This window comes from Desulfovibrio simplex (assembly GCF_055387835.1).
The window spans coordinates 2,501,275-2,527,891 of the sequence record NZ_AP042377.1 but is presented as its reverse complement, the minus strand read 5'-3'; the positions used below and the strand labels follow the sequence as shown (position 1 = coordinate 2,527,891).

Below are 26,617 nucleotides of genomic sequence, written 5' to 3'. Positions count from 1 at the left end.
TGAGGCACGCTCACTTCGGCGTTTAACAGCGCAAATAAATAGCGGTGCTGTCTTCATCCGTAAGCCCTGCGGGCAACGGCTGAAGCTGCGCTTACGCCTCCGTGGCGGGCGTCTGCTCCCGCATCCGCCAGAGCAATTTCATTATGAAATTGCTCTAAAGTTAACTGGGGTATTTGCCGATAAGCGGGGAAGAGGTGGTATTATGTTCGTGACACACTACAAAAACGCGGTATTGGCCCGTGCCCTGCGTCCTGTGGCCCTGGGCGCGGCCATTTTGTGTTTCGGCCTCACGTCCGGCCTGTCCGGCGTGTCGTTTGCTGGTGTCGCCGAGTCTTCGCTTCCCCAGACCCTGCCCGATGGCGGACCCAATCTGACCGAGGCCTGGATGCGCACGGGCGGCGCCCGTCTTTACTGGAATACGCTGACGCAGCCGCGTCAGATCCGCATGGTGGGCGCGGCTTTTGCCGATCCTGCCGCTGTGCCGGAACTCATGTCCAGCCCCCAGGGGCAGCCTGACGCAAAATCCACTGGCAAGGGCAGCCGTGGCGGCAAAGCCGCCCCGCACAGCGTTGCTGTTGATCCGAGAGCGCCTGTGCGGCCCTGGCCCCACGCGACGGCCCGGCCCGCAAAGCAGGGCGGGACCACCGCCGTTCAGGCTGGCAAAAAAAATGAAGCCGGGCAGGCCGTCAGATCTCCGGCGGAAAAACCGGCCTCTGTCAGTCCGGCGCTTACCGCTCCGTCTTCGGCACGGCAAGGCAATGGAGCGGCGGCGACTCCGCCATCCGTACCCGAGAAAAACGGAACGCGCGGCAACGGGCAAGCCAATGGCGGCAAAACGCAAAACAATGCCGCGTATCCTTCTTCGTCGCCTTCCATCGGCATTGGCAACGGCGTCTCAACGCCCGCAGGCGCGGCCATGCCTTCAAATGTGCCGGCAGCGGCCGCACCCGCAGCCGCGTCTTCAAGTGCCTCGACGTCTGCCAAGTCGTCTTCCCTGTCGGTGACAGGATCGGGCGCGGCGGCCGGGGCTTTTGGAAAAGCCGGCGTTGGCTCCGTCCGTACGTCCAACGGCGGCGCGCAGGCCGACGTTCCTGCTCCACCGCCCATACCGTCCCTCACCGCGGACGACCTGCTCCCGCCCAGCAACGGGGCTGGCGGCGCCTCCGGCGGGGGCGGCGCTCCTGTGCGGGCTCCGCTGCCGTAAGATTTTGGTGTTTGACCAACAGCCCCGTGTAATGGCAGGATGCTTTCTGCTATGCCGGGCATGCCTTGCAGGCGGCGCTATGCCGCCTGTTTTTGTGACGCGTGCCATGTTCCGCCGATGATCGGCCCAGTCTGCGCTTGACGGAGGGGCTGCGCGCGTGTATGTAGCTTCTTCCATATATTTTAACGCCAGGGCCTTGCCGTCCCTGACCGCTATAACAAGTGGACGGCCCATAACCGCTAAAGCCCGACGTGCCGCAAAGTCCCGGTAAGGGCGCTGGTCATACCGGAAATTTTAAGGAGTCAATCATGAAGAGAACATATCAGCCGAGCAAGATCAGAAGAGCCCGCACCCACGGTTTTCGCGCCCGTATGGCCACCCCTGGTGGTCGCGCCATCCTGCGCCGCCGTCGCGCCAAGGGCCGCAAGCGTCTCAGCGCCTGAGTGAGCGGGGGGCATCCCCCGTTCGTCGTCCGGGAGCTTCCATGCGCCGGTACCTTCTGCCCAGGCAGTTGCGCATCCGCCGTCGGGTGGAGTTTACGGCCTGTTATGAGCGGGGCAGGCGTTACCACACCGAGCATTTCCTTGTCTTTGTGTTGCCGGGAGGCTGTCCCGGTCTTCGCGCGCGCACGGGCATGGCTGTCTCCCGCAAGGTAGGCAATGCCGTGGTGCGCAATCGCGTCAAGAGGCTCCTGCGGGAATTCTACCGCCTGCACAGAGAAGAACTGCCCGTGGAGGCCGACATCGTTACCATAGCAAAAAAGCACGCCGGAGAAGCCGCACTGGATTATGCCCGTGTGGTTGCGGAACTTTTGCCGTTGTTACGGCGTGCGGCCCGACATCAGTCGGGCTCTTCGGCATTGGCGGGTCTGCCATGAGCCGCATGCTGCGCACCCTCTGCGTATTTCCCATACGCGTGTACCAGCGCTGCATCTCGCCCGTGTTGCCCCCTGCCTGCCGCTATTACCCGACCTGTTCCGCCTATGCCGTAGAGGCCGTAATGACCCACGGCGTGTTGCGTGGCGGCTGGCTGGCGCTCAAGCGCCTGGCCCGCTGTCACCCCTGGGGCGGATCGGGCTATGATCCAGTTCCACCACCATCAGGACGACGTCGCCGCGACGTTCCGCCATTGTCCCAGGAGTGAGCGCCCTCATGCAAGACAGTAAAAATCTTATCATTGCCATTGTTCTTTGCCTTATTGTCATTGTCGGCTGGGGATATCTGGCCGAGCATATGGGCTGGACCTCAAAGCCCGCCCCTGTGGCGCAGCAACAACAGAGCGAGCAGGTGCCGCAGCAGCTGGCGCAAACAGCGCCCGTGCAGCCCGAGCTGCCCGCTTTCGCGCCCTCAGCGGGCCGCGACATTACGGTGGACACGCCCCTTTACGAAGCCATTGTTTACAGCGGCGGCGGCTCGTTGCGTTCGTTCAAGTTGAAAAAATTTCAGGTTGGCCTCGCGGCGGATTCGCCCCTGGTAAACCTGGTTGACGCCAAGACGGCCCAGGTGGCCCCCATGGGCCTGGTCATCAACAGCCAGCCCTCGTGGAGCACTGGCCAGTGGTCTATGGATTCCGGCGAAAACGGCCTCACCCTTGGTGAAAGCCAGCAGGGTTCCCTGCGCCTGACGGGCGAAGTGGATAGTCTGCGCGTGGTGCGCGAGCTGACCTTCAACGCCTCCACCTATCTCATCAAGGAAAAGGTTCGTGTGACGAACCTGAGCGAGCAGGCGCGCAGCGTGCGTGTGAGTTACACGGCCGCCGCTGACGCCAGCAATGCCGCCGGTGACCGCTACGACGCCATGCGCGTCGCCTGGGATAACGACGGCAGCCTCAAGGAAGAAAGCTCCGCGAGCACCCTTGAAACCACCGGTGTTCAGGCTGTAGGCAAGATTTACTGGGCCGGCGCCATGAGCACATATTTTCTCACGGCCGTGATGCCCGGTGAAGTCAATAACGTGACCGTCAAGGGCGTCATGCAGCAGAATGTGTATCGCGCCGCTGTCGAAGAACAGGAAACCCTGCTTGGCCCCGGTCAGGAAAAGGAACTGTCCGTTTCCTACTGGGTCGGCCCCAAGGTGCGCTCCGAGCTCCAGGCCGCCTCGCCCCAGCTTGCCAAAAGCGTTGACCTGGGCTTCTTCCATATCATTGCCAAGGGGCTGCTGTGGCTGCTGGAATTCTTCCAGAAGTACGTACACAACTGGGGCATTTCCATCATCCTGCTGACCGTGCTTATCAAGGCCGTGTTCTGGCCCCTCACGGCCAAGAGTTACGCCTCGATGGAAAAGATGAAGAAGCTCCAGCCCCACATGACGGAGCTGCGCGAGAAGTACAAGGACAACAAGGAGCAGATGAACAAGGAGGTCATGGCACTCTACAAGACCTACGGCGTCAATCCCGCCAGCGGTTGCGTGCCCATCCTTATCCAGCTGCCCGTGTTCTTCGGCCTGTACCAGGCGCTGCTCACCTCCATCGAGCTGCGGCACGCGCCCTTCATCAAGTACCTGCCCGGAACGGACATGCTCTGGCTGGCCGACCTTTCCACCAAGGATCCCCTGTACATCACACCCATCATCATGGGCGTGACCATGTTCCTGCAGCAGAGGATGAACCCCCCGGCCGCCGATCCCACGCAGCAGAAGATCATGATGTTTTTGCCCCTTATCTTCACGGTGCTTTTCCTGAACTTCCCTGCAGGTCTGGTGTTGTACTGGCTTGTCAACAACGTGCTGTCCATTGCGCAGCAGCAGATGATGATACGGAAGCTCAAAGGCCACGCCGCCGCAAAATAGCCGCAACGGCGGCCTGTACCGCCCATTGGAACGAGGACGAGTATGGAAGGGTTTAAAGAATTCCAGGGAAAGGACCTGGACAGCGCCATAGAGGAAGCCTGCGGCTACTTTGATGCGGCGCGTGAAAAGCTGGAAATCGAAATCGTGCAGGACTCCAAGTCCGGCATCTTCGGCATCGTCGGCGCGCGCAAGGCCAAGGTTCGCGCGCGCCGGGTGCAGCTGCGCGAAACCGTTGAAAGCATCCTGGGCCGCAAAGGCGCGCAGGCTGAGGCTTCTGAAAGCGCGCCAGCGGCTGAGGCGCCGGAAAAAAATCGCGCCCAGCGCGAGGACGGCGCACAGGCCACCAACGGCCAGCAGGAAAAGCGCAATAACCGTTCCCGCAACCGCAAGCCCGCACAGGAACCGGCTGCCGAACAGGCCGAAGGTTCACAGGGCCGCGATGCCCGGCAGCCCAGGGGGGCAGGCCCGCGTCAGGAAAAACAGGGTGAGAGAAACCCGGAACGTGGCGCTGAAAAGGCCAATGCCCGCGCCGGAGCCAAGCCTGCCGACAGGTGCTGTGACAAAGGCAGTGACAGGGGCGCTGAAAAGCCCTCCGACAAGGCCGAAGGCGAAGGCCGTGGCGACAGGTCAAGGGACAGGGCCAAGGCTTCTGGCCGCGCGCAGAATGGTCAGAACGGTCAGAACGGTGAAGATGGCCGACGCGCCGAAGGGCGTGGTCGCCGTGGTGATTCCCGCGACTCCCGTGATGGCCGTGAAAGCCGCAACGCCGCCAAAGAAAATGGCCGTGAGGCTGGCCGTATGCCCAAGGGCATGGACGTTCTGGACGACGATTTTGAAGAAGCCGCCGAAGGCCTGCCCGCCATGCCTATGGAGCAGCTTGATCAGGAACGCCTTGACGCCCTTGTGCGTGAAACCGTCCGCCAGCTGGTGCGCCCCATTGTGGGTGAAGACGTGCACCTGGAAGTAAAACTTGGCGGCGACAGGGTGCAGGTCGGCATTGACAGTGAAGAAGATTCGGGCCTGCTCATCGGCCGTGAAGGGCAGACGCTGGCTGCCTTGCAGTATATGATTTCGCGCATCGTGTCGCGGGGCATGAACGCCGCTGTGCGTGTGCAGCTTGACGCCGGTGAGTACCGCCGCCGTCAGGACGAAAAGCTGCGCGAAATGGCCCTTGCGCTGGCCGACAAGGTGCGCCAGAGCGGCCGTTCCTATTCCACGCGGCCCCTGTCTTCGTACCATCGCCGTATTGTGCACGTCTGCCTGCAGGAAGCGGTCGATGTGCAGACGCGCAGCACGGGCGACGGCCCCATGAAGAGGGTTGTCATCTTGCGCAAAAAGGCCGAGAAGAACTAGAGCGACTGCACGCTGAACGGTCTCTGGCGGCCGCGTGTGCAGGCGCGCCTCAAGAAGGAGTGCGCCGGAGTTTTCTCCTGGAGGCGGCCCTCGCCGGGTTCAGCGGCGGAACTTTTCACGCTGCAACGCTTGTGCTCCTCCCTGTTTTTTGCGAGGTGGGGGTGCGGCGGTGCACACCAGCAGGGCGCATTCCAGTAGCGCTGTCGGACAGAGCTTGCATATCAATGCGGCTTCCGCATTTTCGCCTTTGGCGGAAGGCGGGAGCCGCATTTTCCTGAACCCTGAAAAAACGCCGTCGGTAAAACCGGCGCACCCGTAACTGAAGCGTAAACATGGGCACCAGCACACGCGACACCATAGCGGCCATTGCCACGCCACCCGGATCAGGGGGGATTGGCATTGTGCGCATTTCCGGGCCTGAAGCCAAGCAGGTGCTCGCGCGCATGTTTTTGCCCCTGTCGTCCAGGTTTGAAAACTTTCGTCCCTGGTTTTTGCACAGGGGGCGGGTTCTGGACTGGAACGACGAAGCGCTGGATGATGTGCTGGCCGTCTTTATGCCCGGCCCGCGCAGTTTTACGGGTGAAGACGTGGCCGAGATCCATTGTCACGGCGGCGCGTTTATCGTGCAGGCCGTGCTGGAGAGCGCTCTGCGCCGGGGCGCGCGTCAGGCGCAGAAAGGCGAATTTTCACGTCGCGCCTTTGTCAATGGGCGCATGGATCTGAGCCAGGCTGAAGCCGTGGCCGAACTCATCGCCGCGCCCTCGCGCGAGGCCCTCCGATACGGACTTAACCGGCTGGACGGCCTGCTTGCCCGCCGTACCGAAGCCCTGCGCAATGAGCTGGAAGAACTGCGCATGCAGGTGTGCGTGGCGGTGGATTTTCCTGAAGACGAAGTTGAAGGCATGGACGCCCCCACCTTCAGCGCCGCTGTCGCAAACGTGTCTGCCGCGCTGCGGCACCTGCTCAAGGGCAGCCGCAGGGCGCGGGTCATGCAGCAGGGTGCTGTTGTGGTGCTGGCGGGCGCCGTCAATGCGGGCAAATCCAGCCTCATGAACGCTTTGCTTGGGCGCAACCGGGCGCTGGTCACCGACATCCCCGGCACCACACGCGATTTTCTGGAAGAGGCCTGCGACCTCAACGGCCTGCCTGTACGGCTGACGGATACCGCGGGTCTGCGCAAGGCCGCTGAAAGCATTGAAGAGCTTGGCGTTGAACGCAGCCGGCAAAAACTGGCCGAAGCGGACGCCATTGTTCTTGTGCTGGACGGCGGCGCTCTGGGCGAGGCCGGGGCAGCGGCCGGCGTCTGTCCGGACCCCGCAGCCCGCGAAGTGCTTGAAATGGCAGGCACAACGCCGGTGCTGGTCGTGTGGAACAAATGCGACCTGTGTATGCCCAAAAAATTCCCCCCAAGCTGGATTCAGAACCAAACCTGTTGCGCAACGAGCGCTTTTTCCGATACACAGGTGGAGGACATGGCCGAACACCTGCGCGCGTTGTTGCTGGCTGAAAGTGATGGATCCGCCGGAGAAGAAGGGCTTGCGCCCAATGCCCGGCAAACACTGGCTCTCGAGGCGGCCCTGGCCGAACTGACGGCCCTGCGCGAAGATGTGGAGGCCGGGCGGCCTTATGACTGCTGCGCCGTGCGTCTGGACGTGGCCGCCGCCCATCTGGCGGAAGTTACCGGGCTGAGCAGCCCGGCTGAAGTGCTGGACAGGGTTTTCTCACAATTCTGCATTGGCAAGTAGTCTGGTAAACAACCTATGGATATGGATGTCTTACGTCGCCGTCTGAGCAGTGAGGAAGTGAACGCTCTGCCCCTGTGTCATTATGAGGGGCATGTGCATGTGGTGCGCAGCGAAGAAGACTGGCAACGCGCGCTGCCTCAACTGCGGGAAGAAAGCGTTTTGGGCTTTGATACGGAAACGCGGCCTTCCTTTCGCAAGGGAAGGCGCAACGCTCCGGCGCTGATCCAGTTGGCCACGGCGCAGGCCGTGTACCTGATCCAGCTGGCCTGGATGCCCTTTGGACCCGATCTGGCGAGCCTGCTTGCAAACCCGGCGCAGGTCAAAGCCGGAGTGGGCATCAGGGACGACATGCGTGATCTGGCCAAACTGCACGATTTTGAACCGGCAGGGCTGGTTGATCTTGGCGGCGTGGCCAGGGCGCACAAATTGCCCAGTCAGGGGCTGCGCACCCTGGCGGCCAATTTTTTTGGCTGGCGGATATCCAAGGGTTCCCAGTGCTCCAACTGGAGCCTGCCCGAACTCAGCGCCAAGCAGATCGCCTATGCCGCCACCGACGCCTGGATCGGCAGGCTCATTTTCATGCGTATGTGCGAGTTTGGGCTCATCCCCTCCACTCGGCCCGCTACCTGGCCTGCCGGGGCCTGCGGGGGCGGTGCGTGAACGGCGCGCCGACGCCGACAATTTTTCCGGCCCTGGGGCCGCGTCTGACGTTTTTTACTGGCGGCACGGCCCTGCGCGGCCTCAGCCGGGAGCTGACCCGCCATACGCACAATTCCGTCCATCTGATCACCACCTTTGATTCCGGCGGCAGTTCGGCGGTTTTGCGCCGCGCTTTCGCCATGCCCGCCGTGGGCGATATCCGCAACCGGCTGCTGGCCCTGGCCGACAGCGCCGTGGTGCCTTCCGCTGTGCTGGAGTTTTGCGCCTGCCGCCTCCCGGCGGAAGACGAAGACCTGCCGGAAGACGTGGCGTCCATTATGGGCGCAGCGGCCTCCTGCTCCGGCAAAAAGGCCTCGGCGGATTTTCTCAGGCGGCAGCTTGCGGGTATGGGCAGGGCAGGGCACAGGGTCTGGAAAACCATGCCCGGGGTTTTTGCCGACGCCCTGCGGCTGCACCTGAATTTTTTTCTCTCCCGCATGCCCGTTGATTTTGATCCCTACCGCGCCTGCTTCGGCAATTTGCTGCTGGCCGGGGGCTATCTACACCACAAGCGCAACTTTGACCCTGTGCTGGCCTTTTTCAGCCGTCTTTTGCAAACGCGGGGCGTGGTGCGCCCCATTGTCAGGGAAAGCCTGCACCTTGCGGCTGAACTGGACGACGGCTCGGTACTGGTGGGGCAGCACCTCTTTCGCTCGCTGCCCCGGCCTGTGCGGCGGATTTTTCTTACAGTGCACGAGCCGGAACGGCTCAACGAGCAGGATTGCCTGGAGTTGCCCGCAACGCCATGCCGCCCGCCGCTCGCGCCCGCGGCAGGCGTCTATCTGAGTTCGGCCGGGGCCATCTGCTATCCCATGGGCAGTTTTTACACCAGCGTGCTGGCCAACCTGCTGCCACAGGGTGTGGGAAGCACCGTGGCCGAAGCGGACTGCCCCAAGATCTTTATTCCCAATTCCGGCAGCGACGCCGAACTGCTTGGGCTGAGTGTGGCGGGTCAGGCAGACATGATCCTGCGCCATCTGCGCGAAGACGCCCCGGAAGCGCCAACCGGGCGCCTGCTGCACCATGTGCTGATAGATTCCCGCAACGGGCGCTATGAGGGCGGCCTTGGCGACGAGGTGCGCAAATCCATCAGTGACATGGGCCTCAACATTGTGGATCGGCATATCGTGTGTGAGAACAATCCCCAGTACCACGAGCCGGAGCTGACGGCCCGCGCCCTTCTTGATCTTTTGCCGGGCAAGGCTGCGGAGATCTGAGTGAAACCCCAATTTTGCGGTCAGAATGGCCCCGAACGGAACTGCGCCAGCCCCCAAGCGGATGGACGCATGCGGGAATTGCGCGTGGACCGGCAGGCGGGCCAGCGGCTTGACCATGTGCTTGAGGCGCTTTTGCCCCACATGGGGGTGCGCGGACGCAAGCGCTGCATCGAGGGCGGCCTTGTGCTGGTCAATGGGCGTCCTGCCGCCGCTTCACGGCGTATGCGCGAGGGGGATGTGATTTGTCTGGCTGACGCGGCGGCACAGGCCGCAACAGGAGCCGCCGCGGCGTTCACACCGGGACATGCGGCAGCGTCCGTCAAGGCCGCCACGCACGCCGACCCCTGCGCGCTGGCCGCCGCCCTTGGCCTGCGCATGCTCGACAGGCAGGGCGACTATTGTTTTTTCAGCAAACCAGCCAACATGCACAGCGCTGCCCTGGCGGGCGGCACACAGGCCAGTGTGGAGGCTCTCGCCCCCGCACTGGCGGCAGCCTGGGACGGAGCCTCCCCCTGCCGGGCCTCTGGCCGGGCACGCCCTCAGGTCGCGTCCGGCGTCCGCCATGGCTGCGAGGCGACACGCGGGCAGGCGACACTGTGCACGGTACAGGGACAGGAATTCACGCTGCTGCAAAGGCTGGACTTCGGCACGTCTGGTCTGCTTTGCGCGGCCCTGACGCCTGCCGCGGCCGCCGCCTTTCGTGCCGCTGAGGCTGAAGGGCGCTGTGAAAAACGCTATGTGGCCTTGCTGACGGGCGTTCTTGCAGGGCCGGTCACGGCGCGGCAGTCCCTGGGCGTAAGCGGACGCCGCAAAAGCCGCCTGCGCGAGGCGCAGGCTGACAGGACCCGCTGGACGGACTTTTGGCCTCTGCATGTCTGGCATCCCGGTGCAATGGACGCCGAGCAACTGCGGCTGCTTTTCAGTGCCGCTCCTGATCCGGGCCGGGCTTCCGGCATGGCGCCGGGCCAGACAGCTGGCACGGCAGGCGAGCCCGGCTGTTTTTTGCCGGAAGAAGCGTCCCTCGCACGCGCGCCTTGGCCTTCAGCCCGCCCGCTCTCCCTGCCGCCGCAGGGGCTGACGCTGGCTGCCTGCCGCATCCGCCGAGGGGCACGCCATCAGATACGGGTGCACGCGGCGGGGCTGGGACATGCGTTGTGGGGCGATGCTCTGTACGCGGATCAGGATGGCGCGCTGTCGCACGTTTTTGGCGGCGCGGAAGCATCACCGGAGCTGCCTGGATTTTTTCTGCACCACGGCGGCCTGCGCCTGCCTGGCGCCGCCTGTGTTGACTACCCTTCATGGCCTCTGCCTGAAGCGCTCAGTCGTCTTGTGCGGGGATGGTTTGAGGGTGTTCTGCCGCAGGCGCAACACCAGGTTTTAAAAAATATTGAGTGTTCAAACAGTTTTTAGCCCCCAAAAAATATTAGTGTAACTTGCTTAAAATAAAGTAAATAAGATTGTTTTAGTTAAAACTTTTATTTGTTTCGGGTGTGCCCTCTTGGCACGTGCCCGCTGTGAGTATACATATAACAAATCAAAAGACGGCGGTCCGCCCGAGACGGACAACCGCCGGAACGTCAACCGGTATGGTGCGTGGCATTGAGGTCATGCGTGCGTGTACCGATCCCAAGGAGAAAGGATGTTTCCAGCGCTGTTGCCTAAATCCGCACCGTTTTTCGCCATGCTGGCAGAGCAGAACAGTCTTCTGCGCCGCATGGCGGGCCTGCTGGTTGAAATGCTGGACGATGTGTCCAATATGGATCACACCCATAAGGAAATCGCCTTTCTGGAAGAAGAGGCGGATGTGCTGCACAGCCAGATCATCCGCGACCTTACGCAGACCTTCATTACCCCCATTGACCGCGAAGACATCCTGCGCATCAATCAGGAGCAGGAAGAGTGCATGGACTGCCTGCACAGCCTGAGTACCCGTCTGCACATCTTTGAATTCACGCGCATACGTTTTCCCGCGCTTCAGATGGCCCGTACCATCAGCGCCATGCTGGACATGAGCCGTCTTATGCTTGAGGGGCTGACCCACAGGCGCGACTGCCACAAAACCCGTGCCTTCCGCAATCTGCGGGGCGAGTGCGACATGTTGCTGGCCGTGGGCCTGGCGGAACTGCTGGACGAACAGCAGGAAATCACCGTGCCCCAGATCATGCAGACGCTTAAATGGAGTCAGGCCTATGAACGCATGAGCATCTTGCTTGAGCAGGTCAATGCCCTGGCGGAAACCATTGAAGAAGCGGTGCTGAAAAATGTTTGATATCCCTGTGCTGCTGGCGCTCATCGTGCTGGTGGCGCTTATTTTTGACTTTACCAATGGCGCGCATGACTGCGCCAACGCCATTGCAACGGTCGTGTCAACCAAGGTGGTCACGCCGCGTTTTGCCGTGGGAGCGGCCGCCCTGCTCAATCTGGCCGGCGCGCTGCTGGGCACGGAAGTGGCCAAGACTCTGGGCAGCGGCATAGTCCTGCCCCAGGTGGTTGAGGGCAGCCATGTGCTTGTTCTGGCGGCCCTTGTCGGGGCCATAATCTGGAACTGCATAACCTGGTATTTCGGCATTCCTTCGTCTTCGTCCCACGCGCTCATCGGCGGGCTTATCGGCGCGGCCGTGGCTGACGCCGGGTTTGGCGCGCTCAACGGCAAGGGCATTATCGACAAGGTGCTTATCCCGCTGGTGGCTTCGCCATTGGCGGGTTTTTTTATGGGCTACCTTATCATGTGGATCATTTACTGGGCGTGTTCACGCATGTCCAGGCGAAAAGTCAATGGGGCTTTCAGGCGCTTGCAGCTGGTGTCTGCAGCCTTTATGGCCACCAGTCACGGCCTGAACGACGCGCAGAAAACCATGGGCATCATCACCCTGGCGCTGCTCATTTTCGGCAAGATCGACGCGGTCGAAGTGCCTTTGTGGGTCAAGCTGTCCTGCGCCGGAGCAATGGCCATGGGCACGGCGGTGGGCGGCTGGAAAATCGTGAAGACCATGGGTCACCGTATCTTCAAGCTGGAGCCGGTACACGGCTTTGCCGCTGAAACGTCGGCATCTCTGGTCATCACCGGAGCCTCGATGATGGGCGCGCCTGTGAGCACCACCCACACCATCACGGCCTGCATCTTTGGCGTGGGCTCCACCAAGCGGCTTTCGGCCGTGCGCTGGAACGTGGCCGGAAGCCTGATCACGGCCTGGGTACTGACCCTGCCCGCGGCGGGCGTCATTGGCTTTGTGTCTTACTGGCTGCTGCACTTTATCTGGAACTAGAGCAGGGTACGAATGAAATGAGTTAACTGCTCTGCACGGATTTTTCTGAAAATCCGTGCCACGAAATGCTTTGGGCAGCCCGTTGCCAATAGTTTGGGAAAGCCCCGGCTAGTCAGCCGGGGCTTTTCCATTTTACGCCGGAGCGGCCCTTGTGGGCGATGGTGCGGAGCGCTTTTGCAATTGTATGATGCCGTGAGGGGCATACGAAGGCGTGGGTTAAAATGGTGAAGCCGCATTCTTTGTTGTGGAGAACCCGCCAAAGCTCGGGCCACTCCTGTAATCGCTCGAACCCCGGATAAAGGTTTTAGAGCAATTTCATTATGAAATTGCTCTGGCGGATGCGGGAGCAGACGCCCGCCACGGAGGCGTAAGCGCAGCTTCAGCCGTTGCCCGCAGGGCTTACGGATAGACAGCACCGCTATTTATTTGCGCTGTTAAACGCCGAAGTGAGCGTGCCTCAAACTTTGAAAATGTATATTTTCAAAGTTAATCTGCTCTAGGGGGTGTGGGGAGAGGGACCCTTTTGCAAAAGGGTCCCTCTCCCCACAAGGTCTTTCACGAGCACGGCAGGCATGAGGCACGGCATGAGGCGCGGTAAAATATCCGGACCAATGGCCGCCAGAAAAAGGGCGAGCGTCAAGACCAGGCGGCAGCCGAAAAAAGGGCAACGGGGGCGGGCAGGCCCTGTCGCAAATGTCGGGGAGGGGCGGCTAGTCGCCGCTTTCGCGTTCTTCCTGGCAGGCGCGGCACAGGCCAACGCCGGGAAGGGCCTCAAGGCGTTTCAGGGGGATGGGTTCGCCGCAATCACGGCAACAGGCAACACCGTCAATCATCTCCGGGCCGCCGCGGTCAATGGCGGCACGGGCCCGCATGAGGGCGGATTCCCGGTCCAGGCGCTCCAGTTCTGTAGCTTGATCAAAAACGTCCATGGCGTCTCCTTGTCAAAGTAAGCGGCAACCCCGCCGGAGCGGGGTTGCCGTACTAATCGTCATCGATTTTCTACGCAGACTATTTAGTCCACAATTATTTTTCTGTAAAGCCCCTGAAAGCGCTTTTTCAGGCAGGAAGCCCACCCATAACATCTTCAAGGGCCTGCAAGAAGGAATCAAGGTCTGCCCTGCCGATATTCAGGGCGGGCAGAAGGCGCAGGGTCACGCCGTGGCTCAGGTTGCAGATGTAGCCCCGGCGCAGCAGTTCTTCCCACACCGGTTTGCCGTCCACGGCAAGTTCTATGCCTATCATAAGGCCCATGCCGCGCACTTCCCTGATTTTACCGGGCAGGCGATCCTGCATGGCGGCCAGTTCACGCTTGACATGCGCGCCCAGGTTGGCGGCATTTTCAGCCAGCTTGTCGCGCAGCAGTATCTCCACAACCCTGGTTGCCACGCCCGAAACCAGCGCGCCGCCGCCAAAGGTGGTGGCATGGCTGCCGGCTTCAAAGCCGCAGGCCACGGCATCGGTAGCCAGCATGGCCCCCATGGGCAGACCGTTGGCCAGGGATTTGGCGATGCTGATGGCGTCGGGCGTCAGCCCATAATTCTGGAAAGCCCAGAACTTGCCCGTGCGGCACAGCCCTGCCTGTACTTCGTCGCACATGAAGAGTACATCCCGCTCACGGCACAATGCTTCAAGCTGGCGCAGATAGTCGCCGCACAGCGGAACCACGCCGCCCTCACCCTGTACCACCTCCACCAGAACGGCGGCGGTGGCGGGAGTGATCGCCGCCTTCATGGCCTCAAGGTCACAGGCCGGGACCTGTTTGAAGCCTTCGGGCAGCGGCGCGAAGCCGTCACTGAGGTTTTCGCGACCTGTGGCGGCCAGAGTGCCGAGGGTTCGCCCGTGAAAGCAGCCATCAAGCGTGATGATTTCGTGGGCATCGCGCTGCTTGACCTTGCGCATGTAGCGACGGGCCAGTTTGATGCACGCTTCGTTGGCCTCAGCGCCGGAGTTGCAGAAAAAAGCCTTGTTGTGGTGGCTTGTGGACAGCAGCAGGCGGGCCAGTTCAAGCTGTTCATTCTGGTAAAAAAGATTGCTCACGTGCCAGAGTTTTTCAGCCTGGGCGGTCAGGGCCGCGTTGACCTCGTCGTTGCAGTGGCCAAGGGCGGTAACGGCGATGCCCGCCAGCAGGTCCACATATTCTTTGCCGTCAACATCCCACAGTCGCGAGCCCTTGCCTCGGACCACAGCCACGGGATAACGGCTGTAAGAACGACAGAGCAGGCTTTCTTCCCCGGCTTTGACGGCAGCAAAGGCTTGTGACATGGACGGACTCCTTTTCTCGATGAACATAAGGTGTTGAGGTGATGTACCGGTGTTTCGGTACGGTGTGATCAGCGCCCTGTGTGGCCGAAACCGCCGGAACCGCGCTCGGTGGGAGCCAGGTCCTGCACTTCGCGCCAGCGCGGCCGCATAAAGGGCTGAAAGATGAGCTGGGCAATGCGTTCGCCATTGGCGATGCGGCGTTCCTGTCCGGAGGTGTTCAGCAGAACCACCAGGATTTCTCCCGTATAGTCGGGATCAATGACGCCGACGCCCTGGGCGACGGTGAGACCGTCACGCGCGCCGAGGCCGCTGCGGGAGTAGACAAAGCCGGCAATGCCGGATGCGCGGGGTTGTACAGCAATGCCCGTGCCGATCTTGAGGCGCTGGCCCGGAGCGATAACCGCCTCTGCCCCTTTGTCCTCATCCAGACAGGCGCGCAGGTCAAAGCCGGCGGAACTGCTGGTGGCCGGGGCAAAAAAATCGTCGCCGTCCTGCGCGTAAAGCTGGCGGGCCGCAGGGCGCACAAAGGCCACGTCCACAGCGCTGTCAACCTGGGCTGCGTCGGGCAGGCCCAGCACGTCATCCAGCAGCATGGACGCGCTTTTGGCAAAACCATTGGTGTTTTGTGAATTGCTCATGGCCGAGTAGTAGCGCAGCTTGGGCTCGGGGGCAAGCGCGCCGTGCGCCCGAGCCCCGGACGGCCTGAAAAGCGCTGCAGCGATGAGAGCGCTGCACTTTGAAATGCTTTGTGGGGGAGGAGACCCTTTTACGAAAGGGTCTCCTCCCCCACGCCCCCACCCCCTAAAACCTTTGCACGAGAGCGTAACGCGCCACAGCGTGGCGTGGATTCAGCCGAAAATCGCATGTTTCGGCTGAATGACAACTTTGAAATGTGAAGCATTTTAAAGTTAATCTGCTCTAGTCGCTACTGGAGCATTTGTACGGTGAACTTGCGCGGCCCACGTAAAAAGGGGCTCCTGCCTTGCGGCTGGAGCCCCTTTTCCGGCGCTGTGGCCGGTGTTTCCTGTGGGAACGGTAAAGCGCCACCGGGGAATGTGGTCTTTTATCTGTAAGGGCGATCAGGGCAAGGCGGCTGCGGTATCCGCGCCGCCCGAAACGTGCCCCACTGCCCGAAACGCATACGCTCAGGCCCGGGCTGTCGTAAAAGCCCCCCGCTGGCTTTAGAGCATTTCAACTTTGAAAAAGTGTAAATGCTCTAAAGCTGCACGAAAGTGCAGCGCGCCACAACGTGGCGTGGATTCAGCCGCAAATCGCATTTTTCGGCTGAATGAACACTTTGAAATGTGAAACATTTCAAAGTTAGTCTGCTTTAGGCCAGTTTGGACAGCAGGGTTTCCTTGATGGAGTCGATGCTGCCTTCACCGTTCAGTTCGATGTATTTGGTGTTGCCCTGAGCGGCAAGACCCTTGAAGAAATACGCCGCGGCCAGGGTGCCGTCGGTGGTGTTGTAGTAAATGTCGTGGCGCTTGTTGATGGCGGCCTCGTCCTGATCGTCGGAACGGCTGGAAAGCTCGCCGCCACAGACGCGGCACACGTCGCCACTGGGCTTGATGGCCTCAATGAAGATGTTGTTGGGGTGGTTGTTGTTGTTTTTGCACAGGCGGCGGCCCATGATGCGGTTTTTGGCAACTTCGCGCGGCAGCAGGATCTCCACCACGTAATCCAGACGCATGCCTTCTTTCTTGAGAGCGTCCCACAGTTTTTCGGCCTGCACCATGTTGCGCGGGAAGCCGTCCAGCAGCCAGCCGTGCTGACCCTTGGTCTTCAGGGTTTCAAGCACCATGGGAATGGTGATGTCGTCAGGCACGAGGTCGCCACGGTCAATATAGGCCTTGGCTTTTTTACCCAGTTCAGTACCGCCGCCGATGTGTTCACGGAATATGGCGCCGGATTCGATGTGGGCGAGGTTATACTTCTGCTTGATGAGGTCGCCCTGGGTGCCTTTGCCGCTGCCGTTGGGTCCGAAAATCAGAATATTCACCGTTACTCTCCTTGGCGGAACCGCAATTTTGATTGTGCAAAAAAGAACACGCAATGAACCTAGCCCCTAAGGTTGCTTCTGTCAACGGGAGACAGGAAGAATAGTCGACAGGGCGTTTGGGCTTTATGCCCGAACTTCCTAATTTATCAGCGAAAGAGTTTCCACGTGCCTTCGACAATGCCGCCGAGCACATCCACAAAGCCTTTGGTAATGTCGCCAAGGGTGTTCAGTATGAACGTGCCCGCGCCAATGGAGGTTTTGGTGTTGCTCAGGCTGCCGTAAATCCGCAAAGGAAAGTCTGGAACGTTCTTCATGCTGACGCTGAAATTGCAGTCCAGGGTCTCGCTGTTGAAGTTGATCCAGCCGCCGCCGCCAACCTGCAGCCCCGGTCCCTTGAGATAAAAATCACTACTGCGCGCTACGCCATTGGTAATGTTCCCTGACGCACCGGAAGCGGTAATCATCGTGGGCTTGCCCTTGAGCTTGCCCTCCGGCGTCCTGTGCTGGAAGGAGCCGTTGAGCACCTCTATGCGCCATTTGCCGTTGAGCAGGGCGGGCAGCTGGTCCGGTCCGGTGAGGTTGGCATGCACCTCCGAGTGGATGGAGCCTCTGCCGGTGAGGGCGGCCGCGCCGCCCCTGGCATTGCTGGCGGCAGTCAGGTCAAAATCGTTGATGGTGAGGGAGTTGGCGAAGCTGAATCCCCTCGTGAAGTTGATGGAAGCCTTGCTGATGATGGGCGCGCCGTAAAACTGGCCGGTAATGGAGTCGGACGTGAGCTTGCCGTTTTCAAGTTTGTACTTGGTGCGCAGGTTTTGCACCGTGAAGCGCATGGCGGTGAGCTTGTTGACGCCAAATTCGCCAGAAGCGCGGAAGTTGCGCATAAAGCGCAAATCCCACGGTTTGCCCCCTGACGCGCCGGATTTTTCCTCATTGGCCTTCATGTAGCGGTCAAGGTCAAACTGGTCGGTGTTGAGCTTGAAATTGAGGCTGAGCTGTTCGCGCCAGTCAAGGTTCAGTGTGCCGGTGACGGTGCTCTGGTCCAGTTTGGCCCGGATTTCGCGCAAAGAAAGGGAATCGGGGTCGCCCCTGAATCGGGTGTCCATTTCAACGCTGCTAAAGCCCTTGGGCATGGTGACCTTGCCGAGGCCCGCCAGGCGCAGGGTGCGGGCCATGTCGGGGCTGTACGCCGAAACCTTGCCCTGCCACGAGACCCCCTCCTTGCCCGCGACAAAGCTGGCCTGGCCGTGGGCCTCAACGCCCAGAGCATTGAAGTGCCCCTCGGATACCGAAAATTCATTGCGGGCCGACTGGCCGCTGAAGCGGCCCGAAGCCTGCACGTGCACTCCTTCGGGGTTGAATGAGCGCTCCGCATCCATGCGCAGCGAAAACGAGCCGGGCAGATTGGTGAAGTCCATCTGCCCGCCATCGGCCCCGTCGCCGCTGAACCACAGCCTGCCGTTGATGTCGGTTGCCATGTCCAGCCCGGCGGCTGCCATTGCCGCGTTCCACTGGCCCTCAAGGCCGAGCTTCTGGCCGTCCCAGGCCGCGGTACGCACCTTGAGGCCGATATCCATGACGGCAAAGGCGAACGTGTTTTTTTTGCCGCCGCTGATACGGGGCGGCGCGCGCAGAAAGCCGTTTTCAGCCCTTGCGGTGACGCTGCCCCGCAACTTGCTCAAAAAGACGTCCAGTTCGCGCCCCTGGCTCATGATATCCACGTCGGCGCGGAGGCGGCCGCCCCCCACGGGCATGACCTTGAGGTCTTTGCCCAGGCTTTCGCCATTCACGTCGCGCGCCCGCAGGCGTATGGAGTAGGGCGTGCTTTTGTCGCCCCCAAGGATGGTTTCGCCCTTGATGCTGCCGCCGTAAAGCTTGCCTTCCACAAGCAGCAGGGTGTCTTCAAGACGGCTTTGAGCGTCGATCAGCCCTTGCCGGATAACCACAAGGGCGTCATTGATGGCGATGGGGCCGTAGTCCACCTTTCTGGCGGCCAGACGGATGTTGTAGTCCACGCCGGTTTCGCCGGGAATGACGGGCTCGCCCGGCATGGGCGTGAGCGGGCCGTGCTCGAATTTGGGTTCTTCGGGCATGTCGCCCACCGCTTCGGGGATGGCGCGGCCAAGATTGACGTTCTCGGCAAACAGGTCCAGAGCCACTTCGGGTTTGTGCCAGTCGGCCACGCCGCCCGACCCTGTAAAACGGCTGCCCGCCGCCGTCACTTCAATGTGTGATACGCGCAGCCCGGCCGCGTCCATGTCAAAAACAAGCAGGCCTTCGGAAAGTTCGTCCAGGGCCAGTTGCAGTCCGGGAGCCAGATTGCGCGCAAAGCCCAGCCAGCGTGTGAGACTTGCGCGGTGCAGTTGCAGGTTGCCTTCAATGGCGGGGCCGGTGGGGCTTTCAAGCTGCACTGCGCCGTCAAAGCCCACCCTGTCCGGTCCAAGAGCCAGTTGCAGTTTGTTCAGGCTGACCGTGTGCGGGTCGGCGTGCCGCCACGCTGCACCGCCCGCGAACGTGAAGGAAATGCTTGCCCCATCCTTGGAGATGGAGCCGCCGAGGTCGGCGGCAAGGGTGAGGCCCTGTTTGCCAGGGATGATGTCGGGCGTCAGGTTGAGAGAAAATTTCAGTTCGGGCAGCCATTCCGGCAGGCGCAACACGCCGCTGCACTCCATGCGCGGGCTTTTGCCCAGGGGATCAGCAAGGCTGGTTTTGACGTCGACATACAGGCTTTCCAGACGCATGGGCTGGCCGTCTGTGGGCACAAGCGTTGCGGCGGCCCATGAGAGATTGCCCTTTATGCTGTCGCCCGGTTTGGCTTCAAGGTCACACTGCGCGCCCTCAATGGCGAGGCTTGAGCCGTCGGCGCCCTGGATGCGCAGTTCGCCCTGTTGCACCGCGAGGCGACAACGCCCCGGCAACGTCGCCGCTCCGCCGCTGCCCGAAGCGAGCAGGCTCTTCAGGTCCATGTCGGGGCCGAGGGCCACGGGCACGGTTCCTTCCGCGCGTGGGCGCAAGAGGGAGACGTTGCGGGGTTCAAAACGCCCTTGCAGAAGCGCGGCAAAATCGGGGCGCAGCGTGGCATAGGCTGTGGTAAAATGCCAGTTTTCACCTGTGACGGTCACGTTGCTCACGGCCAGGGCGGGCACGGGCAGAAGGGCCACGCTGACGGCGTCCACGGAGATGTTCAGGCCGGTACGGTCGCGCAGTTCTTCGATAAAATGCCCGGCAAGGGCGTCGGGGTTGCGCTGCAACAGGTAAAAGGCCCCTGCCGTCAGGCCGGACAGCAGGAGGAGGAGCGCCAGAAGGATGCGCGCGAAAAGGCGTAGGCGGCGGGCATTCAGAAGCATGTTGCAGTCTCTCGTCTTGACGCGGCGAAGCGTCGAGGCTAGGTTTCAAACCTATTGTATCTTGTCTTTATTGGCAACTGTACGACATGCAAACGACTTTCTGACAGTTACCGGAGGACCATGCAGCGTATTTTATGGCTGGGCAGCCCTTTTTTCGGTGTGGAACTGCGCGCCGGCGGTTGGCAGGACGTGGTACTGCACAACTTTGAGGACCAACGCATATTCGGCTGGGAAGACCTTGTGCGTCTGGCGGGATTTGTGCCCGACGTGCTGGTTGTTGGCGACAACAGCCGCCCGCCCTTTGTGCTCGGAATTGAAAAATTCCCCTGCCTGACCGTTTTTTACAGTGTGGATTCGCATATCCATAGCTGGCAGCCTTTTTATGCCCAGGCTTTTGACGCCTGCATGGTTTCTCTGCGTGACCACATTCCCCGGTTCCACGAGCCTTTTCTTGGTAAGGACAGGGTGTGGTGGTCGCCGCCTTTCGCCTGGGCGCAGGACCAGCCCGACCCGGAAGCGCAGCCCGTATGGGACTGTCTTTTTGTGGGCACGGTTTCGGAAAACACGCCCCTGCGCTCAGAATTTTTGCGCGCTCTTGGCAGTCAGCTTCCCGGTCTGCACGTGACCAGTGGGGGCTACAGGCGGCTTTTCCCTCAGGGGCGGGTGCTGCTTAACCATTGTGAGCGCGGCGACCTGAACTTCAGGGTTTTTGAGGCCCTTGGCTGCGGCGGCTGTCTTGTGACGCCCCGCGTGGGGCACGGTTTTGCCGAGCTTTTTGTGGACGGCGAACACCTCGTGGGCTACGCGCCCAACGATGTGGGCGACGCCCTTTTTCGCATAAAATTCTTGCTGGAACACCCCGACGTGGCGGCCCACATACGCGCGACAGGGCTGGCCGAGGTCAATGCGCGCCACCGCGCGGCCCACAGGGCCCAGGCCTTTACCGACAACATCTGCGACCTGTGGACCTGCGGGCAAGAAGAACTTGTGGCCCGCCGCATTGCCAGGAGCGATGCCGTGCTTGAACAATGTCTCAAGTTGCTCTATCTGCACTGGGCCGAAGAGTGCGCCCGTCCTGACATGCGCAGAGCGTATCTGGCGGCGGCCAGGGGCCGCTACGGTCTTGACGGCCCGGAGGCCTAGGGCCGTCTAGCGCCGGGCCGCGCCTTGCGCCCCATCCATCGGGTCAAAATGCAGATCCAGCGCCGGGTCAACAACGGACGCGCCAGCCGTATGCGGCGTGTGCCCCTTGCCGGCAGGCGGATCAAAGCTCAGATGCAGCAGGGGATCATTGTCGGCGGTGGCGACAGGATCGGCCGCGCGTGCCGTCAGCCTGGCGGCCCGCGTCTGGTGGCGCGCGGTTTCGTGCGGGTTCGAGTCCATATCCAGCGCGGTTTCCGTCGAAAAAGCCGGGGCGGCATAGTCCTGCTGCTCGCTGGCGTCGTTGACGCTTACATCAGCGACGTTTACATCAGCAGCGGAGGGCTGTCTGCCGTCCGGAAAGTCCAGGCGAGCCTCCATGGTGCGCAGCATCACCCGCAATTGGTCGTGTTCCTCGCGCAATTGCCGCACCAGCTTTTCCTGGCAGCGCAGCATGTAGACAAGGACGGCGAGAATGCCGAAAAAACACAAAAAAATGAAAAGCATTATGGAAAACATGAAGGGCCTCCAAAAGTACGGGCCGGGATCGCCCGGCCACGTTGGGCCGTTATATACGTTCACCCCCGCCGGGGCAAGGAGCATTTATGGCCGCGCAGCATATTGAGCCGCATCTTGTCATGGCGGACGAGCAGGGCAATATTTATGATGACGAACGCCTGCTCATGGTCTGTCGCAGGGGCGCGCAGTGGGGGCTGCCGCGCCCTGACGAACTCATGCCCCTGCCCGAGGAAAGCGAATTTTTCCTGCTGCCTGGCCGACAGGCGGTGGGGCTTGATCCCGAGACGGGAGAAATAGTGCCGCCCGAAGGTGAGGCCCAACTGGCCGTGGCGGCTTTTGCCGCCCCCGCGCACACGCTTTCAGCGCATCCGGCCTATGCCAGCACTCCCGAAGCGCCCCTGCTGCCCCTGTTCGCGTATGGGGCCATAGGCTTTGCGCGGGGGCGTTTTTATATCTGCGCCCGCAAGGTAGATACGGACCAGCGCCAGATTTTCAACCGCATCCCGCGCCACCGCATAGAGCAGGGCGCGCGCAGGTTGCTGCAGGACTATCCCGGGAACCGCCTTGTGCGGCATATCCTCGATAACTGCGTGGCCCGCTATGACTGCCCGGCGGCGAGAAACTTCGCCCTTGGCCGCTACGAAGCGCCCCTGCCCACGTCCCGCTCCTGCAATGCCCGCTGTGTGGGCTGCATTTCCGCCCAGGACAAGGATTCTCCCGTGGCGGTGACGCCCCAGTGCCGTCTGGCCTTTACGCCGGAACCAGCGGAAGTGGCCGAAGTCATGCGGATTCATGCCGGACGTGAAAGCCGCGCTCCCATTTATTCCTTCGGGCAGGGCTGCGAGGGCGACCCCCTCATGAACCCCGACCTTCTGGAGGAAAGCATAAAGCTGTTCCGCGCGGGTGGCGGTTTGGGAACCATCAACTGCAATACCAACGCCTCACGGCCCGAAGCCGTGGCCCGTCTGGCCGAAGCCGGGCTCACAAGCATGCGCGTGAGCATCAACAGCGCGCGCGCCACACTGTACGAACGCTATTACCGGCCTGCGGACTACAGCCTGGACGATGTGCGCGCCTCCATACGCGAGGCGCGAAGCCGGGGCATTTTCGTGTCGCTGAACCTGCTCTTCTTTCCCGGCATCACCGATACCGAAGAAGAACTGGAATCCCTGGCGCGCATGGTGGGCGAAAACGGCGTCAGCATGATACAGTGGCGCAATCTCAACATTGATCCCGAGTGGTATTTTGACCTCATGAAGCGGGATATGGAAGACGGGGGCAAGCTTGAACTTTCGCCAAGCATGGGCCTGACGCAGTTTATGAAAAGACTGAAAAAGCTCTGCCCCTGGCTGCGCCATGGCTACTTCAATCCCTATGTGGGCGAAAAGGCGGAGCTGACGGCTCCCATGCCCGGCGCATGGAGCCTGCCGGAGCCCCGCGCCAAGGAAGGCGCTCTGGCCCCTGGCGAAAGCGCCTGAGCGGTTTCATGGTTGAACTGTGTATCTTTGAAGTGCTTTGTGGGGGAGGGACCCTTTTGCAAAAGGGTCTCCTCCCCCACGCCCCCACCCCCTAAAACTTTTGTTGTGATACGACCGCCCCCGGTGGCCGCGCATTCCGGCGACCGCGCCAGTGGCTGCGCGCGCTGTCAGCCGCGTCTCCTTACCCGATGACGCCCGATGGCGGTGTGCGGAAAAGAGAATTTAAAAATGTGACGGCAGTCACAGATATTTTTTTGACCCTTTGTAAGCTGAAGACGCTGGCCCTGGCTGGCGTCTTTTCTGTACCGGGGCAGAAGGGCGGTTTGTTTGAAAATTCCTTGGCTGCGCGAGGGCAGGCCGCCCGGCAGCCAAGAGGCGACACCCTGGCAGACATTCCCCGGCTCCGCGTGGGTCCCGCGCGCAGGGTCGCCAGACAGCCAAGAGGCGGCAACCATGCCAGACCCCGCACGGGGGCAGCGAAAACCAGGCGAGGGCAGGCCGCCCAGAATTCCGCGCGCGGCCCTGCGCGCGGCTGGCGCGCCAACGACCGGATAATGGTCCGATTGGCGGCGGACGAGGAATCTTCTGGCGAAACCTGTCAACCTTTGGGGATATGGGCTTGACACAGGCAGGAAACCTAATTACTTCACTTGAAAATGAAATTCATTTTATAAATGTCCGGTCAATGGCCGGAAGGAGCGCACCATGAGCAAGGTTTTAATTCTGTTTGGTTCCAGCACAGGCAATACCGAAAGCATTGCCCAGAAGCTGGAAGAGCTTATTGCTGCCGGCGGTCATGAAGTGACCCTGCTGAATGCTGCTGAAGCCGCTGCCGACAACCTGGCCGACGGTTACGATGCCGTGCTTATGGGCAGCTCGGCCTGGGGCATGGAAGACCTGGAACTGCAGGACGACTTCGCCCCCCTCTTTGACGAAATGGAAAGCATGGGCCTCAAGGGCAAGAAGGTGGCCGCCTTTGCCTCGGGCGATATGGAGTATGAACACTATTGCGGCGCTGTGCCCGCCATTGAAGAAAGGGCCAAGGGCCTCGGGGCCGAAATCATTTGTGAAGGACTCAAGATGGAGGGCGACGCCTCCAGCGATCCCGACGCCATTGCCTCCTTTGCCGAGGATGTGCTCAAGAGGCTGTAGAACGTTTATAGCAAGGTTTATGGGCAGCCCGCTATTTGGGCTGCTCCGGCGGATATGCCCGCAAGGCCCGAAATCCTTCACTGGTTCGGGCCTTGTGTCGTTTTTAGAGCATTTTAACTTTGAAAAAGTGTACATGCTCTAACGCTGCACGAAAAGCGGCAAAGACCCGCTAGCGGCTACCGCAAAGCGCACTTTTCGGCTGAATGAAAACTTTGAAATGTGAAGCATTGCAAAGGTAATCTGCTCTGGGAACAGCGCGCGGTTTGCCGTGGCAAGGTGTGCCGGCACACGGGCGCAGAGGCGGCGCCACAGCGTTTTTTCTTCGCGTGTCCTTTCGGGCGAATGGCTTTTGCCAATGCCAGTTCTCCAAGGAAGCGGCATATCCGTTTAAAGGCTTGCCATTGCAAAAAAAATGCGTTTGCATCGTCACGCGGCGTATGGTCACGGTCTCACAGGGAAATGCCACGTCAAGATGCTGTAGCAGCGCGTTGTCGGGTGCGGCATAAAAAAATTCGTCCATGCGCTGGCTTCACATGCAAAGACGTGGCAAAATACATTCACGGCACTGGTGAGGCTTGCCAGACCGCAGTTGATGTGCAAAAAGCGGAACTCCATTCGCGCGGTGCGACCGCGCTGCTATGCTTTCAACAAAAGAGATTGCCCATGTCCATATTGGTTTGCGGTGGAGCTGGCTATATTGGCTCCCACAATGTGCGCGCGTTGTTGGCGCGCGGCGAAGACGTTGTCGTTGTGGACAATTTTTTGACCGGTCACCGTGCCTCCCTGCCTGACGGAATCGCCCTGTATGAAGGCGACATACGGGATGGAGCGCTGCTGGATCAGGTGTTGTCGAGCCACAGGGTGGATGCCGTGCTCCACTTTGCCGCCAGTTCACTGGTGGGTGAAAGCATGGAGCTGCCGCTGAAGTATTTTCACAATAACGTCCACGGTATGCAGACCCTGTTGGAAGCCATGGTGCGCAATCGCGTGGACAAGATAGTTTTTTCATCGTCGGCTGCCGTATACGGCGAGCAGGAAAGCGTGCCCATCAATGAGGACGCGCCGCTGAACCCCACCAATCCCTATGGCGAAAGCAAACTCATTATGGAGCGCATGATGCACTGGGTGGGCAAGGCCCACGGCATCCGCTTTGTGAGCTTGCGGTATTTCAACGTGGGGGGCGCATGGCCCGGCGGCGCCATAGGCGAGGCCCACAATCCCGAAAGCCATCTTATCCCCCTTATTCTCCAGGTTCCTTTGGGCCGCCGCGATGTGGTGACCATTTTTGGCAATGACTATCCAACGCCTGACGGCACCTGCATCCGTGACTATCTGGATATTATGGACCTGGCGGACGCGCACATGCGCGCTCTGGACTACCTGCTGGCAGGGGGCGGCAGCGAGATCTGCAACCTTGGCAACGGCAAGGGATTCAGCGTACGCGAAATGGTGGCAGCGGCCTGCCGTGTGACAGGTCACGACATTGGCGTTGCCATGGCCACGCGCCGCTATGGCGATCCTGCAAGGCTCGTGGCTTCGGCTGACCGCGCCAGAGAGATTTTCGGCTGGCAGGCCAGGGCGGGCATTGACCAGATCATCGCCTCGGCCTGGGAATGGCACAAGACCCATCCCGACGGGTTTTCTTCCTGACGGCGCTGCCGCGCGCAACGGTATTTTTTTGTGAAATATACGGCCGGCCGCCAGGCGCTGGCGGCCGCCGTGCAGAGACGCCAGTATTTTCCTCTCAAGCGCCACAGCAAACCCGCGCAGACCCTGGAAGGGCTGTCCGCAAGGGCAGCCTGCCTGAGCGCAGGGCCATTGCCGCAGGGCGGCGCGCCGCCCTGCGTGGCTCCATCCGGGAGCGCCTTTCATCGAAGTATCCTTAGGGCAGATTAACTTTGAATTGCTTTACATTTCAAAGTGTTCATACAGCCGAAAAATGCGATTTGCGGTAGCCGTTAGCGGGGCTTTACCGCTTACGGATAGCGACAGCCATCAGTAGGCTGTCCGCTCAATTAACCAATGCTGTCTTTGCGGCAGCCGTTGCTTTAGCCGTTGTGACGCAGGCTTCAGCCGTTGCGACGCAGGAAGCTACGGATAAAGACAGCCTGAGTAACTACACAGTTCACTCCATACAATCGCTGTCGCCATTCGTAAGGCTCGCAGACTCGCCAACGACTGCCGCGAAGCTACGGATAAAGACGGCAATGGGTTACGCAAAAATCTTACCCAAAGAGTCGCTGTCGTTATCCGTAAGCCGCTGACGCTGCAACGGCTAACGCGCCCGCAGGGCTTGCCTGAACCGTTGACGGAACCGTCTTACGGGGCAGGACAGCATCGCTACGGATGGCGACAGCGATTGTAAGGGACAAACCGTGTCGTTACGCATGCTGTCTTCAAGCGTAGTTTCCTGCGTCACAACGCTTGAAGCATCCGTAGCTTCCTGCGTC

General features: G+C 61.0%; 24 protein-coding genes. 16 read left to right on the top strand and 8 right to left on the bottom strand.

The annotated features are described in order from the left end of the window. Window positions 1-202 precede the first annotated feature (202 nt). The 12 genes from ACZ5DH_RS10540 to ACZ5DH_RS10485 all read left to right on the top strand — a co-directional run bounded on the left by ACZ5DH_RS10540 (window position 203) and on the right by ACZ5DH_RS10485 (window position 12,270). Window positions 203-1,204, top strand: coding sequence for a hypothetical protein (locus ACZ5DH_RS10540; RefSeq protein ID WP_464254241.1), 1,002 nt, complete (start codon window positions 203-205; stop codon window positions 1,202-1,204). A 308-nt stretch (window positions 1,205-1,512) separates the two neighbouring features. Continuing rightward, window positions 1,513-1,647 (top strand): 50S ribosomal protein L34, encoded by a 135-nt coding sequence (rpmH, locus tag ACZ5DH_RS10535; RefSeq protein WP_165064844.1) that lies wholly within the window; start codon window positions 1,513-1,515, stop codon window positions 1,645-1,647. A 41-nt stretch (window positions 1,648-1,688) separates the two neighbouring features. Then, a complete protein-coding gene (gene rnpA / locus ACZ5DH_RS10530) occupies window positions 1,689-2,081 on the top strand; it encodes a ribonuclease P protein component (RefSeq protein ID WP_464254240.1) in 393 nt (130 codons plus the stop codon). After that, window positions 2,078-2,347, top strand: coding sequence for a membrane protein insertion efficiency factor YidD (gene yidD / locus ACZ5DH_RS10525; protein ID WP_179979959.1), 270 nt, complete (start codon window positions 2,078-2,080; stop codon window positions 2,345-2,347). The genes rnpA and yidD overlap by 4 nt, the downstream gene beginning before the upstream one ends. 8 nt (window positions 2,348-2,355) lie before the next feature. After that, window positions 2,356-3,990 (top strand): membrane protein insertase YidC, encoded by a 1,635-nt coding sequence (gene yidC / locus ACZ5DH_RS10520; protein WP_464254239.1) that lies wholly within the window; start codon window positions 2,356-2,358, stop codon window positions 3,988-3,990. Between the two features lie 42 nt (window positions 3,991-4,032). Next, the gene (locus ACZ5DH_RS10515) at window positions 4,033-5,343 is read left to right on the top strand and encodes a Jag family protein (RefSeq protein ID WP_464254238.1); all 1,311 of its coding nucleotides are present in this window, start codon (window positions 4,033-4,035) and stop codon (window positions 5,341-5,343) included. Window positions 5,344-5,675: 332 nt separating this feature from the next. Next, window positions 5,676-7,088: a tRNA uridine-5-carboxymethylaminomethyl(34) synthesis GTPase MnmE gene (gene mnmE, locus ACZ5DH_RS10510; RefSeq protein ID WP_464254237.1), complete on the top strand. Its 1,413-nt coding sequence runs from the start codon at window positions 5,676-5,678 to the stop codon at window positions 7,086-7,088. Window positions 7,089-7,103: 15 nt separating this feature from the next. Continuing rightward, window positions 7,104-7,748 carry a 3'-5' exonuclease gene (locus ACZ5DH_RS10505; protein WP_464254236.1) on the top strand — a complete coding sequence of 215 codons (645 nt, stop codon included), beginning with the start codon at window positions 7,104-7,106 and terminating at the stop codon, window positions 7,746-7,748. Then, window positions 7,745-9,004, top strand: a complete 1,260-nt coding sequence (locus ACZ5DH_RS10500; protein ID WP_464254235.1) for a 2-phospho-L-lactate transferase CofD family protein — start codon at window positions 7,745-7,747, stop codon at window positions 9,002-9,004. Before ACZ5DH_RS10505 ends, ACZ5DH_RS10500 begins: the two co-directional genes overlap by 4 nt. A gap of 69 nt (window positions 9,005-9,073) precedes the next feature. After that, window positions 9,074-10,414 (top strand): pseudouridine synthase, encoded by a 1,341-nt coding sequence (locus tag ACZ5DH_RS10495; RefSeq protein ID WP_464254234.1) that lies wholly within the window; start codon window positions 9,074-9,076, stop codon window positions 10,412-10,414. Between the two features lie 229 nt (window positions 10,415-10,643). Next, window positions 10,644-11,273 (top strand): DUF47 domain-containing protein, encoded by a 630-nt coding sequence (locus tag ACZ5DH_RS10490; protein WP_464254233.1) that lies wholly within the window; start codon window positions 10,644-10,646, stop codon window positions 11,271-11,273. Then, entirely contained in the window at window positions 11,266-12,270 is a 1,005-nt protein-coding gene (locus tag ACZ5DH_RS10485) for an anion permease (RefSeq protein WP_464254232.1), read from the top strand. The genes ACZ5DH_RS10490 and ACZ5DH_RS10485 overlap by 8 nt, the downstream gene beginning before the upstream one ends. A 710-nt stretch (window positions 12,271-12,980) precedes the next feature. On the opposite strand, the gene ACZ5DH_RS10480 is transcribed toward ACZ5DH_RS10485, so the two are convergent. From ACZ5DH_RS10480 to ACZ5DH_RS10460, 5 genes are all read right to left on the bottom strand, one after another. After that, window positions 12,981-13,199 carry a TraR/DksA family transcriptional regulator gene (locus tag ACZ5DH_RS10480; protein ID WP_179979951.1) on the bottom strand — a complete coding sequence of 73 codons (219 nt, stop codon included), beginning with the start codon at window positions 13,197-13,199 and terminating at the stop codon, window positions 12,981-12,983. A gap of 127 nt (window positions 13,200-13,326) precedes the next feature. Beyond that, window positions 13,327-14,532 carry an acetylornithine/succinylornithine family transaminase gene (locus tag ACZ5DH_RS10475; RefSeq protein WP_464254231.1) on the bottom strand — a complete coding sequence of 402 codons (1,206 nt, stop codon included), beginning with the start codon at window positions 14,530-14,532 and terminating at the stop codon, window positions 13,327-13,329. Window positions 14,533-14,600: 68 nt separating this feature from the next. Beyond that, window positions 14,601-15,125, bottom strand: coding sequence for a dUTP diphosphatase (dut, locus tag ACZ5DH_RS10470; RefSeq protein ID WP_464256541.1), 525 nt, complete (start codon window positions 15,123-15,125; stop codon window positions 14,601-14,603). A gap of 737 nt (window positions 15,126-15,862) precedes the next feature. Further along, a complete protein-coding gene (locus tag ACZ5DH_RS10465; protein ID WP_464254230.1) occupies window positions 15,863-16,534 on the bottom strand; it encodes an adenylate kinase in 672 nt (223 codons plus the stop codon). A gap of 146 nt (window positions 16,535-16,680) precedes the next feature. Next, a complete protein-coding gene (locus tag ACZ5DH_RS10460) occupies window positions 16,681-19,878 on the bottom strand; it encodes a hypothetical protein (protein ID WP_464254229.1) in 3,198 nt (1,065 codons plus the stop codon). A gap of 120 nt (window positions 19,879-19,998) precedes the next feature. Here ACZ5DH_RS10460 and ACZ5DH_RS10455 point away from each other — a divergent pair, with 120 nt between their 5' ends. Next, a complete protein-coding gene (locus tag ACZ5DH_RS10455) occupies window positions 19,999-21,021 on the top strand; it encodes a glycosyltransferase family protein (RefSeq protein ID WP_464254228.1) in 1,023 nt (340 codons plus the stop codon). A 6-nt stretch (window positions 21,022-21,027) separates the two neighbouring features. On the opposite strand, the gene ACZ5DH_RS10450 is transcribed toward ACZ5DH_RS10455, so the two are convergent. Next, a complete protein-coding gene (locus ACZ5DH_RS10450; RefSeq protein ID WP_464254227.1) occupies window positions 21,028-21,537 on the bottom strand; it encodes a hypothetical protein in 510 nt (169 codons plus the stop codon). An 86-nt stretch (window positions 21,538-21,623) separates the two neighbouring features. On the opposite strand from ACZ5DH_RS10450, the gene ACZ5DH_RS10445 reads away from it, so the two are divergent. Both ACZ5DH_RS10445 and ACZ5DH_RS10440 read left to right on the top strand, forming a co-directional pair. After that, window positions 21,624-23,015: a radical SAM family protein gene (locus tag ACZ5DH_RS10445; protein ID WP_464254226.1), complete on the top strand. Its 1,392-nt coding sequence runs from the start codon at window positions 21,624-21,626 to the stop codon at window positions 23,013-23,015. A gap of 705 nt (window positions 23,016-23,720) precedes the next feature. Continuing rightward, window positions 23,721-24,167 carry a flavodoxin gene (locus ACZ5DH_RS10440; RefSeq protein ID WP_464254225.1) on the top strand — a complete coding sequence of 149 codons (447 nt, stop codon included), beginning with the start codon at window positions 23,721-23,723 and terminating at the stop codon, window positions 24,165-24,167. 169 nt (window positions 24,168-24,336) lie between these two features. Here ACZ5DH_RS10440 and ACZ5DH_RS10435 read toward each other — a convergent pair whose 3' ends face one another. After that, a complete protein-coding gene (locus ACZ5DH_RS10435; RefSeq protein WP_464254224.1) occupies window positions 24,337-24,687 on the bottom strand; it encodes a hypothetical protein in 351 nt (116 codons plus the stop codon). A 143-nt stretch (window positions 24,688-24,830) separates the two neighbouring features. On the opposite strand from ACZ5DH_RS10435, the gene galE reads away from it, so the two are divergent. Continuing rightward, the gene (galE, locus tag ACZ5DH_RS10430) at window positions 24,831-25,817 is read left to right on the top strand and encodes a UDP-glucose 4-epimerase GalE (RefSeq protein WP_464254223.1); all 987 of its coding nucleotides are present in this window, start codon (window positions 24,831-24,833) and stop codon (window positions 25,815-25,817) included. A gap of 625 nt (window positions 25,818-26,442) precedes the next feature. On the opposite strand, the gene ACZ5DH_RS10425 is transcribed toward galE, so the two are convergent. Further along, window positions 26,443-26,586, bottom strand: coding sequence for a hypothetical protein (locus ACZ5DH_RS10425; protein WP_464254222.1), 144 nt, complete (start codon window positions 26,584-26,586; stop codon window positions 26,443-26,445). Window positions 26,587-26,617 lie beyond the last annotated feature (31 nt).